Genomic DNA, 19,174 nt, shown 5'->3' on the forward strand with positions numbered 1-19,174 from the left:
TGCCGGGAGGCCCAGGTAGGAAAGGAAAAGGGCGCTAAGCCCGGCTGGCAGCCATCTCTTCGCTGGAGAGTTTGTGAACCGTCCGCTTGCCCTCTTCCAGAGGCACGTCGGCGTGCGAGAAACCGATCCCTTGCAGGAAGGAGATGACCCCGGTGACGGTCTTGATCTCGCGGATCTTGATGTCGTTGCGCGAGGTTCGGGTCCGGGCCGTGACCAGAAGTTTCTCGATCCCATCGTCGCTGACAGCGCGCATGATCCAGACCCCATGCCAGTTGGGGCCTTTCTTGAAGGCGTCTTCCTTGCAGACAACTTCGACGCGATAGCCGCTGGCGACCAGATCGCGGAATCTGGGTTCGGTGACCACATTCGGGGCTTCTTTTTCTAGGTCCATCACCCGGATCACGTTCTCCAATAGGGCGAATGACCAGGCTTCAGGTGTTGAAGTCCAGGCATACGATGATATAGTATTGGCTCACAAGATAAACTTTTGATGCGACAAGCGGATTGTTGCTCAATTGACGAATAGACGGTTCCCATGCATTTGATCAAGAAAATAAGGGGCTTGGACGCCTTCAGGTTGTGCGTGTCGATCATGGCACAAGCTATACTTCTGGTCGCGTGCCTGGCAGGCGAAGTCTCCGCCGCGTCCTGTTTGCCGCCGCCCAGGCCGTTCGTGCCAAGCGATTCTCAAGCCGCGCGGGACTATGTCGATCTCATCCGCAGCGACTTTGAGATCTACATGCGGGACATCCAGAGCTACTTTCGGTGCCTTGAGGTTGAGCGCGCGCGGGCGTTCGAAGAGGCGCGCGAGGTGAGCCAGGACTACGGACGCTTCCTGGAATTGATGGACGAGTGAATTGGCCGCGACCTTTTCGAAGGGCCGCCGTCTTGTGAAATCTGGCCGTATCGGCGGCGTGCAGTTCGGAGTCTCTATCATCATGTAAACGCCCACTATCCACTTTTTAGATAATCTATAAAGTAGATTAGCCCTGTCACAAGAGGTTTGTGACACGTGGCGAAAACGATCAGGAGTTCGGGACATGAGGCACTTCGCGACGCTTTGATTGCGGCGCGGAAGGCGGCTGGCTTAACGCAGGCCGAACTCGCTTTACGTCTCAGATGCCACCAGTCCTTCGTCGCTCGTCTGGAGAGCGGAGAGCGTAGGGTCGACGTAGTTGAGTTGATCGTACTCGCGCGTGCTCTGCAGATCGATGCGGTTACGCTACTGGCAGCGGCCGAGGCGGCGACGGAACTCGATCACCGGATTTAAGACGAGGCGAAGGGCTGTCGCCTCGGATGGTATGACGAAATCAAGCCTCGGTGGGACCGAAGGGCAATGATAACAGCGGATTGTTATGGGACGCTGCGATCCACGGTCTCTAATGCAGGTTTGGTGCAGAGGACAACGTCTTAGTAGTTCACCTGCTCGAACCCGTAATTGCCCTCATAGTCTCGCCAGTCGACGAACACCGAGCGGTGATAGATGGAGGGGCAATGATCGCCCCAACGTTCCAAGCCGACATGCGCCTCGGGCAACGCGGCGACGGACGAACGAGACCAGTAAAAATCGCCCTGGATTCCATAGGAACCGAGAAGGACTGTTTCGAAACGGCTGCAATCGCTGTCGCGGGATTCGTGTTGGCGCGCATACCGAACATCGAAGACACGGATCGAGCGGATGAAGTTGAACTCCGGTCCACTGATGTCGATGTCGGCTCGGTCCTGGATCAGATGTAACGCAAACCCGTCAGGGTGAGGTAGTGGCTCGACGCCTTTCGACCGCACGACGGCAGGCAAGAGGGCGCCAGCTTTTTCGGGGTCAGATTCCGCGAGGTTCTGGGGCAGGGTAGAAGCGTTGGAGAAGAGGATGTCAATGACACGCCGAGTGCGACCGGGGTCGTCTACAGGTTCGAAGGAGGCCCCCATGGGGCAACGCCAGATCTGGAGGGGAGGCTCGACAGGCCATGGCGTGATCCGTCGTATGAACTCTGCACGTGCCCGCGAACAGGGCTCTGATGCCGGCCAGCCGCCGGAGAGGCAGAGCAGGATGGCGCAATCGATCGGGTAGGTCTGCGCCGACGCGCTGTTTCCACCTCCGCTCAGCGAGGCCGTTCCCGCGACGACAGCGAGAAAAAAATAACGAAGGAAATTGCGCATATCCAAGAGCTCGATTGACTGTGATGCAGAATCTGAGGATTACGATAATATACTATCGTCGAGCGGTCAAATTCGAATTTTTGTAACTGTCTTGGAGCGCCTTGATGCTAAAGCAGATCGGCTGAGCCCCTGAGCGACAGCTCCTCCAAAAGGTCAGTAACCTCATCGGTGGTGACAGTCTTTGCATTCGCAATCGTGTTCCGGCTTAACGGGGGATCGATATGGTGTGCCGTACGTTTGGGATCGAGCCAGAGGATGGACAGTTCTGACGTATTCCAGCGATAGACCCAACCAACGGTTCGATCACTGCGACCGTCAACAAGCCGCGCGACCGGAACCGCTTCTTCCTTTTCGATGCTCACCGGTTCGTGTCCGCCTTTTCTGCTTCGGTTCTTCAGTCCTATTCGGCTGGGACGTTCCCGTGATCTGATCTCGGTTGAACTTATTCCTGGCTCGTTAAAAAGGGGCGACACCGACCGCGTCGGTGCCGCCAGAGGTTCGCCCACAGGGAGGTGGTAGAGGGCGAAACCTATTGAAAATAGGGGAATTTCATGTTGCGCATAATCCTTCTTATGTTAATTTCCAGACTCCGCCATCTTGTACCACCCGCGACTCAGACAACAGCTTCTCCAGATGCGCCGCAACGTTTCGTCCTGCGGCCATTGCGATATGTGGGTCGGTTTTCTGGTAGACGGAAGCGGCGATATTCTGGACCGAATCCGGGGTGTTTGAGAGGTGGGCGAGGATCTCCGCCTCGCGACGCATGCGGTTGGAAAGCAACCGTTTGACGTAAGGTTGCGGATCCCGGAGTATAGGTCCGTGCCCCGGAAAGTAGATCCTATCGTCGCGCTCAATCAGCCGCTGTAGCTGCGCGCAGTAGTCGTGCATGTTTCCGTCAGGGGGGCTGACGATCGAACTGTTCCAACTCATAACGTGGTCGCCCGTGAAGAGCACTCCGTCAGGTCTCGCGAAACAAAGGTGGTCGCTCGCGTGACCAGGTGTGTGCAGGACGGTAAGACCGGCAATGACCTGTCCGTCCTCCAGAAACCGGTCAGGTCGAAATGCATCGTCAGGGAATGCCCGTGAGGCATAAACAGGTGCGTCTGTCCGTGCTCGCAGGGCTGGGACGACTCCAAAATGATCAGAATGGTGGTGTGTGAGCAGAATCCCGGATGGTTTGGCCCCCAAATTTTCGATGATTGCCCCGAAATGTGTACTGTCTTCTGCTGGGCCGGGGTCGATTATGAACCGACCATCAGGCGTATCAATGATGTAGCTATTTGTCCCGTGGTAGGTCATCTTTCCGGGATTGTTCGCGACGATCCTCAGAATTCCAGGGGCCAATTCGACTCCCTTCGCGCGGCAAGGCTCCGGCTCTGAGAAAAATATGCTGCTTCTTTTCATTGTGTGCGACCAGGTATTGATTGCGAACAATTTGGTTCGCAAAGTTTTGCGCATTGCTCTCGCATGGCGCCGGAAACCTCAGGCTGGCGTCCGGTGCCTGTCAAATCCGGCATCGGACTATTTCAACTTACATTGGACCAGGCCCGTATGAGACTGAAACAGTCTGATACAGTCTTGGGCTGGCAGTCACACAGCGCGGCGATTATGGTAAGCAGTATACAGAACTACAGCAATTGTCGCCTTCGTCAGATCCCCGAGAAGGAACGGGTAAAGACCGGCGTTCAGCAACTTTTCGCCATAGCCGACAAAGCCACCCAACCAGAGCAGCCCTGCGCAATACATGACTATCGAACCCAAAAAGACCGCGACAGATGCTCTGAACGCAGGCCGAAGTCCTTGCAGTGCTTGAACAATCCACCCGGCGGCGGCCGCCGCAAGTGCGAAGCCTACCAAGTATCCGCCTGTGGGACCCGCAATATACGCCGGTCCGGCCAGAGCCGGAGGCGTGCCTGCGAAGACCGGCAGGCCAAGCAGACCTTCAAAAAGGTATGTCACAACAACAAGACTACTGCGCACCGGCCCCAGGAAAAGGCCCAGACCCAAGACAACCAGGGTTTGTGTAGACATGGGAACCGGGTAGAACGGCACCACGATTTTGGCGGATAGTGTCAGAAGAATTGTGCCGACGAGAATTATCGAGATCTCTTGGGTAAGTTTTGCGAGTGTTTGGCTTTGAGTGGTTTCCAGATTCATCTTTTTCGTCCTTGTTTCTGTAGATTGTTAATTTTTTGGATAGTAAGCTCACATGCGCTTGGCGACTTCTTCCAACATGACTTCGCTCGCCCCGCCGCCGATGGCCTGCACACGGGCATCGCGTGACATGCGTTCCACCGGTGTTTCGCGCATATAACCCATACCGCCGTGAAACTGGACGCAGTCATAAAGCACGCTGTTCACCAGTTCGCCGCAATAGGCTTTGACCATCGAGACCTCTTTCACGCAGTCACCGCCCGCGGCATCCAGACCGGCGGCGTGATAGACCAGCTGACGTCCTGCAGCGATCCGCGTCTGACAGTCGGCCAGCCGTTGGCGCACGGCCTGCTTGTCCCACAGAACGCCGCCAAAGGCCCTGCGCTGCTTGACATAATCCACGGTCATGTCCAGCGCGGTTTGCGCTTCGGCACAGGCCATCGCACCCAGCACAATGCGTTCGTTCTGGAAGTTCTTCATTACCGAATAGAAACCGCGGTTGACCTCGCCCAAGACGTTTTCGGCCGGGATACGGACATCTTCGAAGATCAGTTCGGCAGTGTCCGAGCACAGCCAGCCGGTCTTGTTCAACGCCCGTCCGACCGAAAAGCCCGGCGTGCCTTTTTCGACCGCAAATATGGTGATCCCGCGCGACCCCTTGGCATCCGGATCGGTCTTGGCACCGACAAAGTAGAGATCGCCATGCACGCCGTTGGTGATGAACATCTTGGTGCCGTTCAGCACCCAATCCGACCCGTCCCGCACCGCGCGGGAGCGCATGCCCGCCACGTCCGAGCCCGCGCCCGGTTCGGTCACAGCAACGGCGGTGATCATTTCGCCCGAGACGATCGACGGCATCCAGCGCGCCTTCTGTTCGGGCGTGCCGGCGTTTTCCAGATGCGGCGAGGCCATGTCGGTGTGGACCAGAACCGTGGCCGAGAACCCGCCGAAAGTGGATCGCCCGACCTCTTCGGCCAAAACCACGCTGGACATCACGTCCAGCCCCGCGCCGCCATACTGTTCGTCATAGCGCATCCCCAGCACGCCGAGATCACCCATCCGGCGCAGCACGTCGCGGGGTACCTTGCCCTGCTCCTCCCAAGGCTCGGCCTTGGCGGTCACCTCGGCTTCAATGAACCGGCGCAACTGGTTGCGGATCATCTCGAGGTCTTCGTTGAACGGGCCGGTGACCTGAGTAATGCTGTCTTGTCTGGTCATGTGTTTTCCTCTGGATCGAGTTTGATAAGTGGGGCGTGCCCGGCGACCGTATCGCCGGGTGCACAATAGATTTCAGTCACCACGCCCGCGACCGGCGCGGGCAGGCTTTGCAACAGCTTCATGGCCTCAAGCACCACCAGCGTGTCTCCGGCTTTGACGCGATCGCCGAGTGCGACGCGCACCTCGGCCACGGCGCCGGGCATGGGTGCGGACAACAGGTCAGCGACGCCAGACCCGCCGGTGGCACGTTGCAGATGCTGGTCTTCCAGCGTACGCAGGTCTGTCGCGGTCATTCCAGCAGGGGTTTGCAGGTGCACTCGCCAGTGACTCGGCGCGCGCACGACGTAAGCGATGCGCGAAAACGGAACCCCGTCGATGCGTCCGCTCAGACGGCATCCTGTTAAAGCGGCACTCTCGACCGTGATGGTCTGGCCGTCCGGTTGAATGGCAGTCAACCCCGACCCGGAGCCGTACATGCGGATCGGTTCGTCTTTGGTTGTGTCCCAATAGAAGGCCGCGCCGGACTGTCGCGCAGGGGCTGTGAGTCGCCATGACCCTAGGCTTTCCCAGGGCGACGCGCCCGCCGGCACGAGACGCAGATGCAGCGCCATCGCGGCAAAGGCCATGTCCCGGTGATCAGCGGACGATTCAGTCCAGCCGCCTGGAAACATCTCGGGCAGGTACGAGGTATGGTGACGGAACGCCGCAAAATCCGGGTGTGCCAGTAACGCGCGTTGATAGGCCAGGTTCAGGCCGACGCCGCCGACGGCAAAAGCATCGATCGCGGTGATCGCCCGGCGGATCGCCCCGGTCCGATCCGGCGCGTGGACGATCAGCTTGGCAATCATGGAATCGTAGTGGTGGCCGACGACCGAACCGCACTCTACCCCAGTGTCCAGCCGCACATCCGCAGGCGGCGCCCAAAGGGTGATCTCGCCCGTTTCGGGGTGAAAATTCTCGGCCGGGTTTTCGGCGGCGATGCGGATTTCAATGGCGTGCCCGTCAAACTGCACATCGCCTTGCGTCAGCGCCAGCGGCTCGCCCCGCGCGATGCGCAACTGCCATTCGACCAGATCGATGCCGGTGATCGCCTCGGTCACGGGGTGTTCCACCTGCAACCGGGTATTCATTTCCAGAAAGTAGTATTCACCGCGCCCGGGGTCATAGAGGTATTCCACCGTCCCGGCGGAGCGATAGCCGATCGCCTGCGCCAACCGCACCGCTGCCGCACGCATTCGGTCGCGCACAGCCTCGGGAAGATCGGCGGCGGGGGCTTCTTCGATCAGCTTTTGGTGGTTGCGTTGCAGCGAACAATCGCGGTCGCCCAGATGCAGCACGGTGCCGTGAGTGTCGCCCAGAACCTGCACTTCGACGTGGCGGGCACGGGGCGCATAGCGTTCGAGGAACACCGCCGGATCGCCGAAGGCGCTCTGCGCTTCGGCCCGGGCAGATGCAATCGCTTCGGGTGCGTCGCCCAGATCGGAGACAAGCCGCATCCCGCGTCCGCCGCCGCCGGCGCTGGCCTTGACCAGAAAGGGGGTGCCAAGCGCCTCGGCCTCTTGCAGCAGGCGCGCGTCGGACTGATCCTCGCCGCGATAGCCGGGCAGGACGGGCACGCCTGCGGCTTCGGCGGCAGCCTTGGCCTCGATCTTGGAGCCCATCCGCGCGATAGCGTCGGGTTCCGGCCCGATGAACACAAGGCCCGCCGCCTCGACCGCCGCCGCGAAACCGGCATTCTCAGACAGAAAACCATATCCCGGGTGCACCGCACCCGCGCCCGTCGCCCGCGCGGCCTCAAGGATGGCCTCGACGTTCAAATAACTGTCTGACGGGGCGGCCCCACCGATGCAGACGGCATGATCGGCCTCGGCCACGAAGGGCGCGTCGCGGTCCGCGTCCGAAAACACCGCTACGCTTTCCAGCCCCAGTTTGCGGCACCCGCGCTGGATGCGCCGGGCAATCTCGCCCCGGTTGGCGATCAGAACGCGGGTGAAGCTCATTTCACCCGCCATGACGGAACGCCCTTGTTGATGAAGCTGTTGATGCCTTCGATACCTTCCTCCGTCTCCCACGCATCGGCCAGCCGGTCGGCGGTGTAGATCATGTTGGTCTCCAGATCGTGGGACGCGACATAGGCGATCAGCGCCTTGGTATCGGCCACGGCACCCGGCGCGGCCTGAAGGTGATCATGCACCACCCGGTTCACCGTGGCGTCCAAGTCGCCCGGCGCGACAACTTCGGTCAACAGACCGATCCGCTCGGCGCGGGCGGTGTCGAACAACGCCCCCGACAGCATGGTCTCACGCGAATGCACCTTGCCGATGCGGGCCACCACGTAAGGCGATATATTCGCGGGCAGAAGGCCCAGCTTGACCTCGGTCAGACCGAAGCGCGCGCCTTCGGCGCCGATGGTGTAGTCGCAGACGGAAATCATGCCGACACCGCCACCGTAAGCCGGGCCGTTGATCCTCCCGATCAAGGGTTTGGGCAGCGTGTCAAGACGGCGCAACAGCCGCGCCAGCGTGGCGCTTTGTGCGACCCTTTCACTACGGGTTTTCTCGACATTAGAGGCGAACCAGTTGAAGTCGCCGCCCGCGCAGAAGCTCTTGCCCGCGCCGGTCAGGACCACAATACGCACATCGTCATCTGCAGCCAGCTTTTCGGCGGCATCGTATAGCTCTGCGATCAATTCGCCATTCAGCGCATTGTGTTTGTCGGGGCGGTTGAGCGTCAGCGTGGCGACGCCACGCGCATCGGTTTCGATAAGGATCGTGTTGTAGGTATTGGTCAACTTGAAGCCTCACATTCTGAATACAGGCGTATGGCGACCGGCTTCGGGCACCGATGTCACGATGGCCAGACACAGGCCAAGGATATCGCGGGTTTGCGCGGGTTCGATCAGCCCGTCATCCCAAAGCCGCGAGGTGGCATAATAGGGATCGGACTGTTCACCGTACTGGGCCCGAACCTGCTCCTCGATCAGCTTCATGTCGGCCTCCATCTTGCCCGGGTCGCCCCCTTTCTGGCGGCGCAGTTCCAGCATCACATTTGTGGCGATGTCGGCAGACATGGTGGCCAGTTCCGCCGTGGGCCAGGCAAAGAGAAAATTCGGGGCGAAACCACGTCCGCACATGCCGTAGTTGCCTGCCCCGTATGAGCCGCCCAAGAGGACCGACAGGCGCGGCACCTTGGCAACCGACATGGCATAGACCAGCTTGGCGCTGTCTTTGGCAATGCCGCCGCGCTCGGCTTCGGTGCCGACCATGAAGCCCGAGATGTTGTGGAGGAACAAAAGCGGGATGTTGCGTTGATCGCACATCGACACGAATTGCGCGCCCTTGAGCGAACTGTCGGACACAAGCGCCCCATTATTTGCGAGAATGCCCACTCGATAGCCGTGAATCCGCGCGGTGCCGCAGACCAGCGTCTCACCCCATCCGGGCTTGAATTCGCGGAATTCGCCGGCGTCGATCATGCGCAGCAGAACCTCGCGCATGTCATAGGGCTGTTTGCGATCGGCGCTGATGACGCCAAGCAGTTCCTCTGGGTTGCGCGCCGGCGGCGCGCAGGTTGCATCGGGACCCATCGGGCGCGACAGGCCCAGTTCGGATACGATGTCGCGCATCAGAGCAAGCGCATGATACTCGTCCTCGGCCAGATGGTCAGACACACCGGAGACGCGCGAATGCATCTCGGCCCCCCCCAATGTTTCTCCATCAACCTCTTCGTTGATCGCCACCTTGACGATCGAGGGGCCGCCCAGATGGATGCGTGCGTTGCCGCGTACCATGATGACTTCGTCCGACAGGGCCGGGATATAGGCCCCACCGGCCGTGCAGCCTCCAAAGACCGCCGAGATCTGCGGCAGGCCGCTCGCGGACATGTTGGTTTGACGATAAAAGGAATTGCCGAAATGGCGGGCATCGGGGAAAACCCGGTCCTGCTCTGGCAGATAGGCACCGCCGCAATCCACCAGATAGAGGCAGGGCAGCCGGTTCTCGGCTGCGATTTCCTGGGCGCGGATGTGTTTCTGCACGGTTTCGTGATAGAAGGACCCACCCTTCACTGTCGCATCGTTGGCGATCACAACGCAGGGCAGCCCGTGGACGATCCCGATACCGGTCACGATCCCCGCACCGGGCACCTCGCCCCCGTATTGACCGTAGGCGGCAAGCGACGACAGCTCAAGAAACGCAGTGCCCGGATCCACCAGCAGGTCGATCCGTTCGCGGACCAACAGCTTGCCGCGCTTGCGATGCCGCGCGACCATATCGGGGCGGCCGCCAGCCGTTGCTTCGGCGATCCGCGCACGCAGCGTTTCGACGCGCTCGCTTTGTGCGGCGTGGTTGCGGGTGTAGGTCTCTGATGCGGTCAGCACCGCTGTTTCAAGACGTGCCATGAAGTCAGGTATCCTGTCTTTGGAGTATCCCGTTGAGGAACACATCGGCATAGGTGCGTGACAACGCATCGGCGCTACCGCGGTCCGGGTCGAACCAATCGAGCGTGGCGTTCAATGTACCGATCAGCATCAGGCGCAGGCGACGGATATCGACGTCTTGCTTCAGCGTGCCATCTTTCTTAAGCTGGGACAGAAGACTGTCCCACTCTGCCTCATAGGCCCTGCGCGTGGGCAAGTTGGCATCCCGGACGGATTGCGGCACCTGCCCGAAAATACGCACATTCGCCGATGTATAATCGCTCACATCAATAAGCGCGCGCAGATGCGCCCGGATCGCGGCGCGCAGTACCGTTTCGCCGTCGGCATCGGCCCGCAGGTCGGTGACGGCGTCTCTCATGCTCTCGTGAACGACTCGAATCCCTGCATCAAGAACGGCCGCGACGATCTCGTCCTTGGAACCGAAATGATAATATATGCTACCCGCCTTGATCCCGGCAGCCTCGGCAATTTTTCGGAGCGAAACGGACCCGTAGCGTTGTTCGCGGAAAAGCCGCGCGGCAATGTCCAGCACCCCATCCCGTCCAACCGCGCTGCGCGATGTCTCGTTGACTTTGATTGCCGTGTTTTGTGCCATATACTTTCGTATCGCCCCAACACCTAACTAACGCCTGTTAGGTTAATAACGCAAATGAGTAAATCGTCGTGATCGTGCCAGACTAGAGTTTGCGGAAAATTCCGCATTGGCGACCGCCAAGAGGCCGCCCAGACATTAATGTGCTTGCCCGGACCCCGTCATCGGGTCCGGGCAAATGCCTTAGATCACGAAACCGCCACCGCAGATGACGTGCTGGCCTGAAATGAAGTTCGATTCCGGCGCACAGAACAGATAGACGGCACCGGCAGCTTCTTCCGGAGTGCCGACCCGGCCCAGCGGGATCATGCGCTCCATCTGGGACAGGAGATCGGGATTCACGCCGACCTTGATCTCTTTTTCCTCGACCTTGATCGTGCTGTCGCCATCCGCGCTGCCTTCGGTCAAGCGGGTGCGAATCGGGCCGAAGGCGACGGCGTTGACGTTGACCTTATAGCGGCCCCATTCCTTGGCCATCGTCCGGGTGACCCCTAGGATACCGGCCTTTGCGGCGGAATAGTTGATCTGGCCAGCATTGCCGCCGGTCCCTGCGATGGACGAGATGTTGACCACCTTGCGGAACACCTCTTGCCCGGCGGCGGCCTCTTCCTTGGCCTTGGCGCTGATCACCGGCTGGGCAGCGCGCAGGATCTTGAAAGGTGCCGTCAGGTGGACGTCGATGATCGCCTGCCACTGTTCGTCGGACATCTTCTGAACGACGCTATCCCAAGTGTAGCCTGCGTTGTTCACGATGATGTCTAACCCGCCAAAGCTGTCCACGCCGGTCTTGATGAACCGTTCGGCAAAACCGTCTTCGGTGACGCTGCCGGCACAGACCACGGCCTCAGCTCCCATTGCGCGCACCGCCTCGGCGGTTTCATTGGCCGGATCCGCATCCAGATCGTTGATCACCAGCCGGGCCCCTTCCGAGGCCAGTTTGAGAGCGATTTCGCGGCCAATGCCCCGGCCCGAGCCCGAGACCAGCGCCACGCGCCCGTCGAGTTTTCCAGTCATATTGATTCCTCCCGAAAGGCGCTATCAGGCTTTTTCATAAAGCGTGGTGACGCAGGCCCCGCCGAGGCCCAGATTGTGCTGAAGCGCCAGACGTGCGCCATCAACCTGGCGCGCATCTGCCTGGCCGCGAAGCTGCTGAACGAGCTCGGTACATTGCGCTAGGCCGGTCGCCCCAAGCGGATGGCCTTTGGACAAAAGACCGCCCGACGGGTTGGTCACGTATTTTCCGCCGTAGGTGTTGTCGCCATCATCAACGAATTTCGCCGCTTCGCCGCGACCGCAAAGGCCAAGCGCCTCATAGGTGATAAGCTCGTTGTGGGCGAAACAGTCGTGCAGTTCGACCACATCCACGTCCTCGGGCCCGATGCCCGCGTCCTCGTAAACCTGATCGGCGGCGCGCTTGGCCATCGAAAAGCCGACCACTTCGCGCATGTCATGGGCTTCGAAAGTTTCCGGGCCGTCCGTCGTCATGGCCTGCGCCGCGATCCGAACCGAAATGTCCAGTCCGTGCTTGTCGGCGAATTTCTTGGAACAAATGATCGCGGCGGCCGCGCCACAGGTTGGCGGACAGGCCATGAGCTTGGTCATGACGCCGGGCCAGACGACCTGGGCGGCCATGACGTCTTCCGCCGTCACCTCCTGCCGGAACAGGGCAACCGGATTCTTCGCAGCATGTCGGCTGGCCTTGGCGCGGATTTTTGCGAAGGTTTCCAGGGGGGTGCCGAACTCGTCCATATGCGCCTTGCCCGCACCGCCGAAGTACCGCAGCGCCAGCGGGATCTCGGCACTGCCAACCAGTTCGTCGGTTTCACTGTCGAATGCCGCAAACGGGCTGACCCGGTCATGGAACATCGCACCGATTGCGCCGGGCTGCATCTGTTCGAACCCAAGTGCCAGAGCACATTCGACCGCGCCGCTTTCAACTGCCTGCCTGGCCAGGAACAGGGCGGACGATCCGGTCGAGCAGTTGTTGTTCACATTCAGAACCGGGATGCCTGTCATTCCGACATGGTACAGGGCGCGCTGACCGCAGGTGCTGTCGCCATAGACATAGCCAACATAGGCCTGTTGGACTTTATCATAATCCAACCCCGCGTCTGCCAGAGCGGACCGGGTCGCAGCGGTCGCCATCACATCGTAGCTTTCGGATTTTCCCGGCTTCTGGAACGGGACCATCCCAACGCCTGCAACATAGGCTTTGTCTGTCATTTCTCTCTCTCCCAAGTTCGGTCAGGCCACCCTAATCGGTCCGCCAGCCTATTTTCTACCATTTGTTAGATTTTAAATCCCAACCTTGGGAAGTGTCAATATCGCCAAGCTGTGACGTAGGGAGCTTGCGCTATTTTCTAACTTGTGTTTGTTTTCGGGCCACACGCCCTGATCGGCGGCACAATTGAGGGATTCTGGTCCCGGCGCAACCGCTGACAAGCGTTTAGCACTCAGCTTACGAAAGGTGGTCGGAATGGCATACTGTTATGAGTTCAAGGGTTTTATACCCGTCGTGCCCGAGGATACATATGTCCACCCCCAGGCCGTTCTGATCGGAAATGTCATCTTGGGTCATGGATGCTACATCGGCCCCGGAGCAAGCTTGCGGGGCGATTTCGGCAGGATCGTGATCGGGGATGGAGCCAATGTTCAGGACAATTGCATCATCCATTCCTTTCCCGGCCGCGACGCCGTGGTGGAAAGCGACGGCCACATCGGCCATGGCGCGATCCTGCACGGTTGCACAGTGGGCCGGAACGCTCTGGTCGGAATGAATTCCGTCATTATGGATGGTGTAGAGCTTGGGGCGGAATCGATTGTCGGCGCGCAGGCGTTTGTGCGTGGCGAAACCGTGATTCCGCCGCGTTCGATGGTGGTGGGATCGCCGGCAAAGGTGATCCGCGAGGTCAGCGAGAAAGAAATCGCGTGGAAAACGCGCGGCACCGCGGAATACCAGCAACTTGCGCGCGACTGTCTGGCCGGATTGACGCCGGTCGAGCCGCTGAAGGCGGTCGAGGCAAACCGGCCCGGCATGGCGGCCTCTGACGTCGTCTCCATTCAGGAGGCGCGGCGGACATCGTCCTGACCTGTCCGGGAACCGGACCGGTCAGGACTACTTCAGATTCCGAAAGCGCCAGATGGAAGCGCCTTGACGCGGAACGGCACTCCCCGACCCGGTGTGCCGTCCCTCAAGCCTTTACAGACGGAAGATCCCGTAGTGCGGATCGTCGATCGGTGCATTGAGCGAGGCAGAAATCGACATGCCAAGCGCGTTGCGTGTGTCCGCCGGATCGAGGATGCCGTCGTCCCACAATTCCGAGGTCGAGGTATAAGCCTCGACATCGCGCTTGTATTTTTCCAGCACCGGTTCGCGGATCGCGGCGATTTCTTCTTCGGTCAGCTCTTTGCCTTCGCGCTGAAGCTGCCGAATCTTGACGTCCGCCATGGTATTTGCGGCCTGATCCGCCCCCATCACGCCGATCTCGGCCTGGGGCCACATGAACAGCGTGCGCGCGTCCCAGGCCCGTCCGCACATCCCGTAGTTGCCGGCCCCGTAAGACGCATTGGCGATCACGGTAAACTTCGGCACGACCGAGCCGCCCTGCGCCATCAGCATCTTGGCGCCATCCTTGGCGATGCCTCGTTCTTCGTATTCGCGGCCCACCATATAGCCGGTGATGTTCTGGAAAAAGACCAGAGGCGTGCGGTTCTGGTTGCACAACTGCATGAAATGCGCTGCCTTGAGCGAACTGTCGTTGAACAGCACCCCGTTGTTGGCAAGGATGCCGACCTTGTAACCCCAGATATGGGCAAAGCCGCAAACCATCGTGGTGCCATAGTCGGGCTGGTATTCGTGAAAGCGCGAGCCATCGACGATCCGCGCCAGGACCTCGCGCATATCAAACTGGGTTTTCCGGTCCTTGGGGATGATCCCATAAAGCTCCTTGGGGTCGTAGTATGGCTCTTCAAAAGCGGCGGTTTCGATGATCGTTTTCGGGGTGCGCATCCATTGGCTGACAATCTCGCGCGCCAGTGAAAAGGCGTGTTGTTCGGTCGCGGCGCGATAGTCGCCGGTGCCCGATACCGAGGTGTGCATGACCGCGCCGCCAAGCTCCTGAACACCGACCTCTTCGCCGGTAGCCGCCTTGACCAGCGGGGGACCGCCAAGGAAAATCGCGCCTGTGCCTTCGATGATGATGTTGTAGTCGCTCAGCGTCGGCACATAGGCACCGCCAGCCGTGCAGTGTCCGCCGACCACGGCAATCTGCGGGATATTGGCCTGGCTCAGCTTGACCTGGTTGCGGAACACCCGCCCGCCCAGATACCGGTCGGGAAACACCCCGTGCTGCAGCGGCAGGAAACCGCCCGCGCTGTCGCAGATATGGATGACCGGCAGACGGTTTTCCAGCGCGACATCCAGAAGACGCACGACCTTTTTCACGGTATGCGGATACCAGGCACCGCCCTTGACGCTGGCATCATTGGCATGAATGGCGACCTCGCGGCCTTGCACGATGCCGATCCCCGTAACCACGCCTGCGCCGGGCACCACCCCGTCATATTCACGACAGGCCGCCAGGGTTGAAAATTCCAAAAACGGAGTGCCGGGGTCCAGCAGCAGTTTCAACCGCTCGCGCACGCCCAGTTTGTTCTGGCGGGCGAGGCGGTCGATATCGCGTTGCGGACGTTCGAAACGCGCCGCGTGCTGGCGAGCGTGGAATTCCTTCAGCCGTTCAGACATGGCGGCGAAATTTGCCTTGTAGTCGGCGGCATTGGTGTCGATCTGACTTTCAATTCTGCGCATGGTCACTCCTCCTCCGGAGCCAATTGGGCCAGGATGTCTTTCAGACCAAAACTGTCGCCTTCGGCGAATGGCATTTCGGCAACGACCCCGTCGCGCGGCGCCGTCAGTGTGGTTTCCAACTTCATGCTTTCGATCACCAGAAGTGGCTGGCCTTCTTCAACCGCATCGCCGGGTTTAACCGCAACTGACACCACGACACCCGGCATGGGCGCCACCAATCGGTCGTCGCTCGCGCCACCGTCGCTTCCGGCCAGGCGTTCGGCGGGATCAACCCGCCCGACTTCATAGGTTCGCCCGTCCGTGTGTACAAAAGTTGCTTCCGGCCCCACGGCCAGTCGCAATTCGCGCACAACACCCTTGGCCCGCAGCTTGTACCCGCCCGGCAGACCCGTCGGGTCCAATTGGCAGGCAACAGCGCCAGTGGGGGTGTTGAGCACGAACCGGCTGCCATCATGACCCAGCCAGCAATCAGTCTCTTCTCCGTCGATCTGAAAAATCCGTTGCATCAGTTTCTCCACCCACCCATCTTGCGGTACATTTCCGGTATCTGCATTACGTCACTCACCAGGCGCTCGTCCGATAGGGCCGCCGCCGCCATCAGCAAGTCAGAGACGTCTTCGCCCGGCGCGGTTAGCGTTTCGGATTGTTCAGCCAGGAAGCCAGTTGAAACGTCACCAGAGGCGAAATCCGGATGTGCAAGGATTGCATCCAGGTAACCGGTGTTGGTCGTTACCCCGAGAATCACATAGCTTTGCACCGCGCTCCGGGCACGGGCGATGGCCTGCGCGCGATCCGGGCCATGCACGATCAGCTTGGACAACATCGGGTCGAAGTCGGTCGTTACCTTGCCGCCATCCAGAATGCCGCTGTCTACGCGGATCCCCTCGCCCTGGGGTTCGTCCAGCAGCAGGATATTGCCGATCGCGGGGCGAAAATCGGCGGTCGCATCCTCGGCACAGATGCGCAGTTCGATCGAGTGTCCGGTTTGGGGAATATCCGCCTGCACGGCGCTCAGCCCGTCGCCCGCCGCGACACGCAGCTGCTCGGCAACCAGATCAAAGCCGGTTACCATCTCGGTCACCGGATGTTCGACCTGAAGGCGGGTGTTCATTTCCAGGAAATAAAAGGCCCCATCCTGTGCATAGATGAATTCGACAGTCCCTGCCCCGCGGTATTTGACGGCGCGGGCAATTCCGGCAGCGGTCTCGCAGATCTCATCCCGTTGCTCGGGGGTCAGCGCCGGTGACGGCGTTTCCTCGATAATCTTCTGGAACCGGCGCTGGATCGAACATTCACGTTCCCAGAAATGGACCACGTTGCCCTGTCCGTCGCCCATCACCTGCACCTCGATATGGCGCGGGCGTTCGATATAGCGTTCGACGAAAAGCCGCCCGTCGCCGAAATATCGTTCGCCTTCGCGGCGCGCGGTTTCGATTTCGGTCTCCAGCGTGCTGTCCTCGCGTACGACGCGCATGCCCTTGCCGCCACCGCCGGCCGAGGGCTTGATGAGCAGCGGATAGCCAACGGCGCGGGCGCGTTCGACAAAGCTCGCCGGATCATCATCCTCGATGGCCGAGGGGGCGACGGGAAACCCGCGTTCCTCGACGAAGGCGCGGGCGCGGACCTTGTCCCCCATCAGGTCGATGACCTCGGACGTCGGGCCGACAAAGGTCACTCCGGCTTTTTCCAGCGCCGCGACAAAACCGGCATTCTCTGACAGAAAGCCATAGCCGGGATGAACCGCGTCCGCGCCGATCCCTTTGGCGGCTTCGACGATCTGAGGAATATCGAGATAGGCGGCCACGGGCGTCGGGCCGTCGATCATCACGACCTCATCTGCGATCAGATGCGCCGGCCCCTCTTGCTCGGCGACATGACGCAACACGGCAGTCGCAAGCCCGCGGGCCTTAGCGGTGCGCAACACGCGCGCCGCGATCTCGCCCCGATTGGCGACCAGGAGTTTCGAAATGGTCATGGTGTCGTCCTCTTAGTTCCGGGCCGCGGCATTCAGTCCGTCACGTGCGGCCAGATCGGCTGGCACGGGAATTTCGATATCAAGCAGCATCTGCGCGAACCCTTTGCCCTGCGGGTCTATGCGGACCGAAGCGATGCCCCCCCCGCCCAGCGAGTCATGCAGCAGGAAATTCAGCGAATGGCTTCCGGGCAGGTCGAACCGTTCTACCCTGCCGTCGCAGACATGGGCGAAATAGTCCTTCACCACCTCTTCGCTGAGAGCCGAGCGGATATATGGCAGGTAGTCCGGCTTGCGCGCGAGGATGCCGATATTGGCGATGTCCCCCTTGTCGCCCGAGCGGCCCCAGGCCAGATCGACGAGGCGGACCTTGACAACGTCCGGACCGGGCTCGCGGCTATCTGCGGGCGGTGCGGCAGGCGGATCAAGGTGGACTGGCGTGGCGGCCACGCTCACGGGCACATCCTTGCCGTCGACCTCGACCGCGACGGGGGTCTCGGCCTTGCTCTGAAGGAAGGAAAATAGACGGACCACCGGCTGCACCTTTGGCCGTCCGGCGAAGAACCCGGTCAGACCCTGCGCGGTCGAAATCGCCATCGGTGCGATTTCGCCGGCAAAGATGTTCAGCGCGGCGCGATCGTCATGGACCGCGCCGATCTTGAGCACCACCTCGCGGGTCCGGGCGCGCGCATTTGCGCCATAGGCCGCCTCGGCCCCCAGCACCTCGACGCTGACCTGCCGGAAATCTCCCATGTTGCGGTCGCGGAAAATCCGGCGACAGCGGGTCAGGATCGCCTCGGCCACACGTTCGGCCTTGGCGGGTGCGTCAATCGCGGCCAGTGTCAGGGTAGAGACCGCGCGCCAGCCATCGGCATGGGTCGCCGACACCTTGTAGCTGTCGGTGCGCCCAAGCCCCCGGCCGCCCTTGACCAGCACCCGGTCGGGTCCGACCTGTTCCAGGGTGACCCCGGACCAGTCGCAGATCACGTCGGGCAACAGGTAGGCGCGCGGGTCCCCGATTTCATAGAGCATCTGCTCTCCGACTGACCCGGGCACGACCAGCCCGCCGGTGTCAGGCGTCTTGGTCATGATGAAACTGCCGTCTTCGGACACCTCGACGATGGGCATGCCCATATTGTCCCAACCCGGCACGTCCTGCCAGTCGGTGAAGTTGCCGCCGGTTCCCTGGGGGCCGCATTCGATCAGGTGGCCGGCCAGCGATCCCTGGCTGAGCTTGTCCCAGTCATCGTCGCCCCAACCGTATTCATGCATCAGGGGACCAAGCGCGACCGCGCTGTCGGCGCAGCGTCCGGTGATCACGATGTCGGCCCCGGCATCCAGCGCGGCAGCGATGGGGCGGGCACCCAGATAGGCATTCATGCTCCAGATATCATCTGGAAATGCGACACCCGAGAACATTTCCGTCTGACCGTTTTTGCGAATTTCATCGGCCCTGGGCAACAGGTCATCGCCTAGCACGACTCCGATGGACAGATCGATCCCGGCCTGGGCGGCGGCTTTGGCAAGCGCATCGCTGCAGCCACGCGGGTTCACGCCCCCTGCATTGGCAACGACCTTGATCCCTTTTGCCTTGATATCCGACAACCAGGGTGCCAGCGCCTTGACGAAGTCCGGCGCATAGCCCGACTCGGGCGCTTTGGCGCGGGCCCGCGCCATCAGCGACATTGTCACCTCTGCCAGATAGTCAAACACCAGATAGTCGATCTCGCCCTTTGAGACCAGTTGACCGATCGCTTCCGGCGTATCGCCCCAGAAGCCCGACGCGCATCCGATGCGCAGCTTTCGTTCCGACATATTCCTCTCCTCCCCGTTTGA

19 protein-coding genes are annotated in these 19,174 nt (G+C 60.8%); 3 read left to right on the forward strand and 16 right to left on the reverse strand.

Translation table 11 applies throughout. The features are described from left to right. Window positions 1–34: 34 nt before the first annotated feature. The gene (locus ATO9_RS19995) at window positions 35–391 is read right to left on the reverse strand and encodes a hypothetical protein (RefSeq protein ID WP_028093938.1); all 357 of its coding nucleotides are present in this window, start codon (window positions 389–391) and stop codon (window positions 35–37) included. 201 nt (window positions 392–592) lie between these two features. On the opposite strand from ATO9_RS19995, the gene ATO9_RS20000 reads away from it, so the two are divergent. Together ATO9_RS20000 and ATO9_RS20005 are read left to right on the forward strand one after the other, a co-directional pair. Beyond that, entirely contained in the window at window positions 593–856 is a 264-nt protein-coding gene (locus tag ATO9_RS20000; protein WP_202076281.1) for a hypothetical protein, read from the forward strand. Window positions 857–1,012: 156 nt separating this feature from the next. Beyond that, a complete protein-coding gene (locus tag ATO9_RS20005; protein WP_043753586.1) occupies window positions 1,013–1,270 on the forward strand; it encodes a helix-turn-helix domain-containing protein in 258 nt (85 codons plus the stop codon). A 140-nt stretch (window positions 1,271–1,410) separates the two neighbouring features. On the opposite strand, the gene ATO9_RS20010 is transcribed toward ATO9_RS20005, so the two are convergent. From ATO9_RS20010 to ATO9_RS20055, 11 genes are all read right to left on the reverse strand, one after another. Beyond that, window positions 1,411–2,157 (reverse strand): hypothetical protein, encoded by a 747-nt coding sequence (locus tag ATO9_RS20010; protein WP_043753590.1) that lies wholly within the window; start codon window positions 2,155–2,157, stop codon window positions 1,411–1,413. Between the two features lie 107 nt (window positions 2,158–2,264). Then, window positions 2,265–2,519: a hypothetical protein gene (locus ATO9_RS24410; protein WP_141102078.1), complete on the reverse strand. Its 255-nt coding sequence runs from the start codon at window positions 2,517–2,519 to the stop codon at window positions 2,265–2,267. A 208-nt stretch (window positions 2,520–2,727) separates the two neighbouring features. After that, window positions 2,728–3,615, reverse strand: a complete 888-nt coding sequence (locus ATO9_RS20015) for an MBL fold metallo-hydrolase (protein WP_238318824.1) — start codon at window positions 3,613–3,615, stop codon at window positions 2,728–2,730. A 132-nt stretch (window positions 3,616–3,747) separates the two neighbouring features. Next, a complete protein-coding gene (locus ATO9_RS20020) occupies window positions 3,748–4,314 on the reverse strand; it encodes a biotin transporter BioY (protein ID WP_043753595.1) in 567 nt (188 codons plus the stop codon). A 48-nt stretch (window positions 4,315–4,362) separates the two neighbouring features. After that, window positions 4,363–5,529 carry an acyl-CoA dehydrogenase family protein gene (locus ATO9_RS20025; RefSeq protein ID WP_043753598.1) on the reverse strand — a complete coding sequence of 389 codons (1,167 nt, stop codon included), beginning with the start codon at window positions 5,527–5,529 and terminating at the stop codon, window positions 4,363–4,365. After that, complete coding sequence (locus ATO9_RS20030) at window positions 5,526–7,541, reverse strand: acetyl/propionyl/methylcrotonyl-CoA carboxylase subunit alpha (RefSeq protein WP_043753601.1); 2,016 nt, start codon at window positions 7,539–7,541, stop codon at window positions 5,526–5,528. Before ATO9_RS20030 ends, ATO9_RS20025 begins: the two co-directional genes overlap by 4 nt. Then, window positions 7,526–8,320: a crotonase/enoyl-CoA hydratase family protein gene (locus ATO9_RS20035; protein ID WP_028288551.1), complete on the reverse strand. Its 795-nt coding sequence runs from the start codon at window positions 8,318–8,320 to the stop codon at window positions 7,526–7,528. The genes ATO9_RS20030 and ATO9_RS20035 overlap by 16 nt, the downstream gene beginning before the upstream one ends. A gap of 9 nt (window positions 8,321–8,329) precedes the next feature. Beyond that, window positions 8,330–9,928 (reverse strand): acyl-CoA carboxylase subunit beta, encoded by a 1,599-nt coding sequence (locus ATO9_RS20040; protein ID WP_043753606.1) that lies wholly within the window; start codon window positions 9,926–9,928, stop codon window positions 8,330–8,332. Window positions 9,929–9,932: 4 nt separating this feature from the next. Further along, window positions 9,933–10,562, reverse strand: a complete 630-nt coding sequence (locus ATO9_RS20045) for a TetR/AcrR family transcriptional regulator (RefSeq protein WP_043753609.1) — start codon at window positions 10,560–10,562, stop codon at window positions 9,933–9,935. Between the two features lie 180 nt (window positions 10,563–10,742). Further along, complete coding sequence (locus tag ATO9_RS20050) at window positions 10,743–11,573, reverse strand: SDR family NAD(P)-dependent oxidoreductase (protein ID WP_027264429.1); 831 nt, start codon at window positions 11,571–11,573, stop codon at window positions 10,743–10,745. Window positions 11,574–11,597: 24 nt separating this feature from the next. After that, window positions 11,598–12,782, reverse strand: coding sequence for a lipid-transfer protein (locus ATO9_RS20055; protein ID WP_043753613.1), 1,185 nt, complete (start codon window positions 12,780–12,782; stop codon window positions 11,598–11,600). A 253-nt stretch (window positions 12,783–13,035) separates the two neighbouring features. Between ATO9_RS20055 and ATO9_RS20060 the strand changes: the two genes are divergently transcribed. Then, window positions 13,036–13,647, forward strand: a complete 612-nt coding sequence (locus tag ATO9_RS20060) for an acyltransferase (protein ID WP_043753615.1) — start codon at window positions 13,036–13,038, stop codon at window positions 13,645–13,647. A 111-nt stretch (window positions 13,648–13,758) separates the two neighbouring features. Here ATO9_RS20060 and ATO9_RS20065 read toward each other — a convergent pair whose 3' ends face one another. From ATO9_RS20065 to ATO9_RS20080, 4 genes are read right to left on the reverse strand one after another with little or no spacing between them, the layout of a single operon-like run. Then, window positions 13,759–15,366 (reverse strand): acyl-CoA carboxylase subunit beta, encoded by a 1,608-nt coding sequence (locus ATO9_RS20065; RefSeq protein ID WP_043753618.1) that lies wholly within the window; start codon window positions 15,364–15,366, stop codon window positions 13,759–13,761. Between the two features lie 2 nt (window positions 15,367–15,368). Beyond that, window positions 15,369–15,884 (reverse strand): acyl-CoA carboxylase biotin carboxyl carrier protein subunit, encoded by a 516-nt coding sequence (locus ATO9_RS20070; protein ID WP_043753621.1) that lies wholly within the window; start codon window positions 15,882–15,884, stop codon window positions 15,369–15,371. After that, a complete protein-coding gene (locus ATO9_RS20075; protein ID WP_043753624.1) occupies window positions 15,872–17,341 on the reverse strand; it encodes an acetyl-CoA carboxylase biotin carboxylase subunit in 1,470 nt (489 codons plus the stop codon). The genes ATO9_RS20070 and ATO9_RS20075 overlap by 13 nt, the downstream gene beginning before the upstream one ends. A 12-nt stretch (window positions 17,342–17,353) precedes the next feature. Further along, window positions 17,354–19,153: an acyclic terpene utilization AtuA family protein gene (locus ATO9_RS20080; protein WP_043753627.1), complete on the reverse strand. Its 1,800-nt coding sequence runs from the start codon at window positions 19,151–19,153 to the stop codon at window positions 17,354–17,356. Window positions 19,154–19,174 lie beyond the last annotated feature (21 nt).

It is taken from the genome of Pseudooceanicola atlanticus (assembly GCF_000768315.1).
Taxonomy (GTDB): Bacteria; Pseudomonadota; Alphaproteobacteria; order Rhodobacterales; family Rhodobacteraceae; genus Pseudooceanicola; species Pseudooceanicola atlanticus.

Excerpts from the sequence above, each read along its gene's own strand:
- ATO9_RS19995 (WP_028093938.1), bottom strand. The coding sequence starts at position 391 with ATGGACCTAGAAAAAGAAGCCCCGAATGTGGTCACCGAACCCAGATTC.
- ATO9_RS20000 (WP_202076281.1), top strand. The coding sequence starts at position 593 with ATGGCACAAGCTATACTTCTGGTCGCGTGCCTGGCAGGCGAAGTCTCC.
- ATO9_RS20010 (WP_043753590.1), bottom strand. The coding sequence starts at position 2,157 with ATGCGCAATTTCCTTCGTTATTTTTTTCTCGCTGTCGTCGCGGGAACG.
- ATO9_RS20015 (WP_238318824.1), bottom strand. The coding sequence starts at position 3,615 with ATGCGCAAAACTTTGCGAACCAAATTGTTCGCAATCAATACCTGGTCG.
- ATO9_RS20020 (WP_043753595.1), bottom strand. The coding sequence starts at position 4,314 with ATGAATCTGGAAACCACTCAAAGCCAAACACTCGCAAAACTTACCCAA.
- ATO9_RS20025 (WP_043753598.1), bottom strand. The coding sequence starts at position 5,529 with ATGACCAGACAAGACAGCATTACTCAGGTCACCGGCCCGTTCAACGAA.
- ATO9_RS20030 (WP_043753601.1), bottom strand. The coding sequence starts at position 7,541 with ATGGCGGGTGAAATGAGCTTCACCCGCGTTCTGATCGCCAACCGGGGC.
- ATO9_RS20040 (WP_043753606.1), bottom strand. The coding sequence starts at position 9,928 with ATGGCACGTCTTGAAACAGCGGTGCTGACCGCATCAGAGACCTACACC.
- ATO9_RS20045 (WP_043753609.1), bottom strand. The coding sequence starts at position 10,562 with ATGGCACAAAACACGGCAATCAAAGTCAACGAGACATCGCGCAGCGCG.
- ATO9_RS20050 (WP_027264429.1), bottom strand. The coding sequence starts at position 11,573 with ATGACTGGAAAACTCGACGGGCGCGTGGCGCTGGTCTCGGGCTCGGGC.
- ATO9_RS20055 (WP_043753613.1), bottom strand. The coding sequence starts at position 12,782 with ATGACAGACAAAGCCTATGTTGCAGGCGTTGGGATGGTCCCGTTCCAG.
- ATO9_RS20060 (WP_043753615.1), top strand. The coding sequence starts at position 13,036 with ATGGCATACTGTTATGAGTTCAAGGGTTTTATACCCGTCGTGCCCGAG.
- ATO9_RS20065 (WP_043753618.1), bottom strand. The coding sequence starts at position 15,366 with ATGCGCAGAATTGAAAGTCAGATCGACACCAATGCCGCCGACTACAAG.
- ATO9_RS20075 (WP_043753624.1), bottom strand. The coding sequence starts at position 17,341 with ATGACCATTTCGAAACTCCTGGTCGCCAATCGGGGCGAGATCGCGGCG.
- ATO9_RS20080 (WP_043753627.1), bottom strand. The coding sequence starts at position 19,153 with ATGTCGGAACGAAAGCTGCGCATCGGATGCGCGTCGGGCTTCTGGGGC.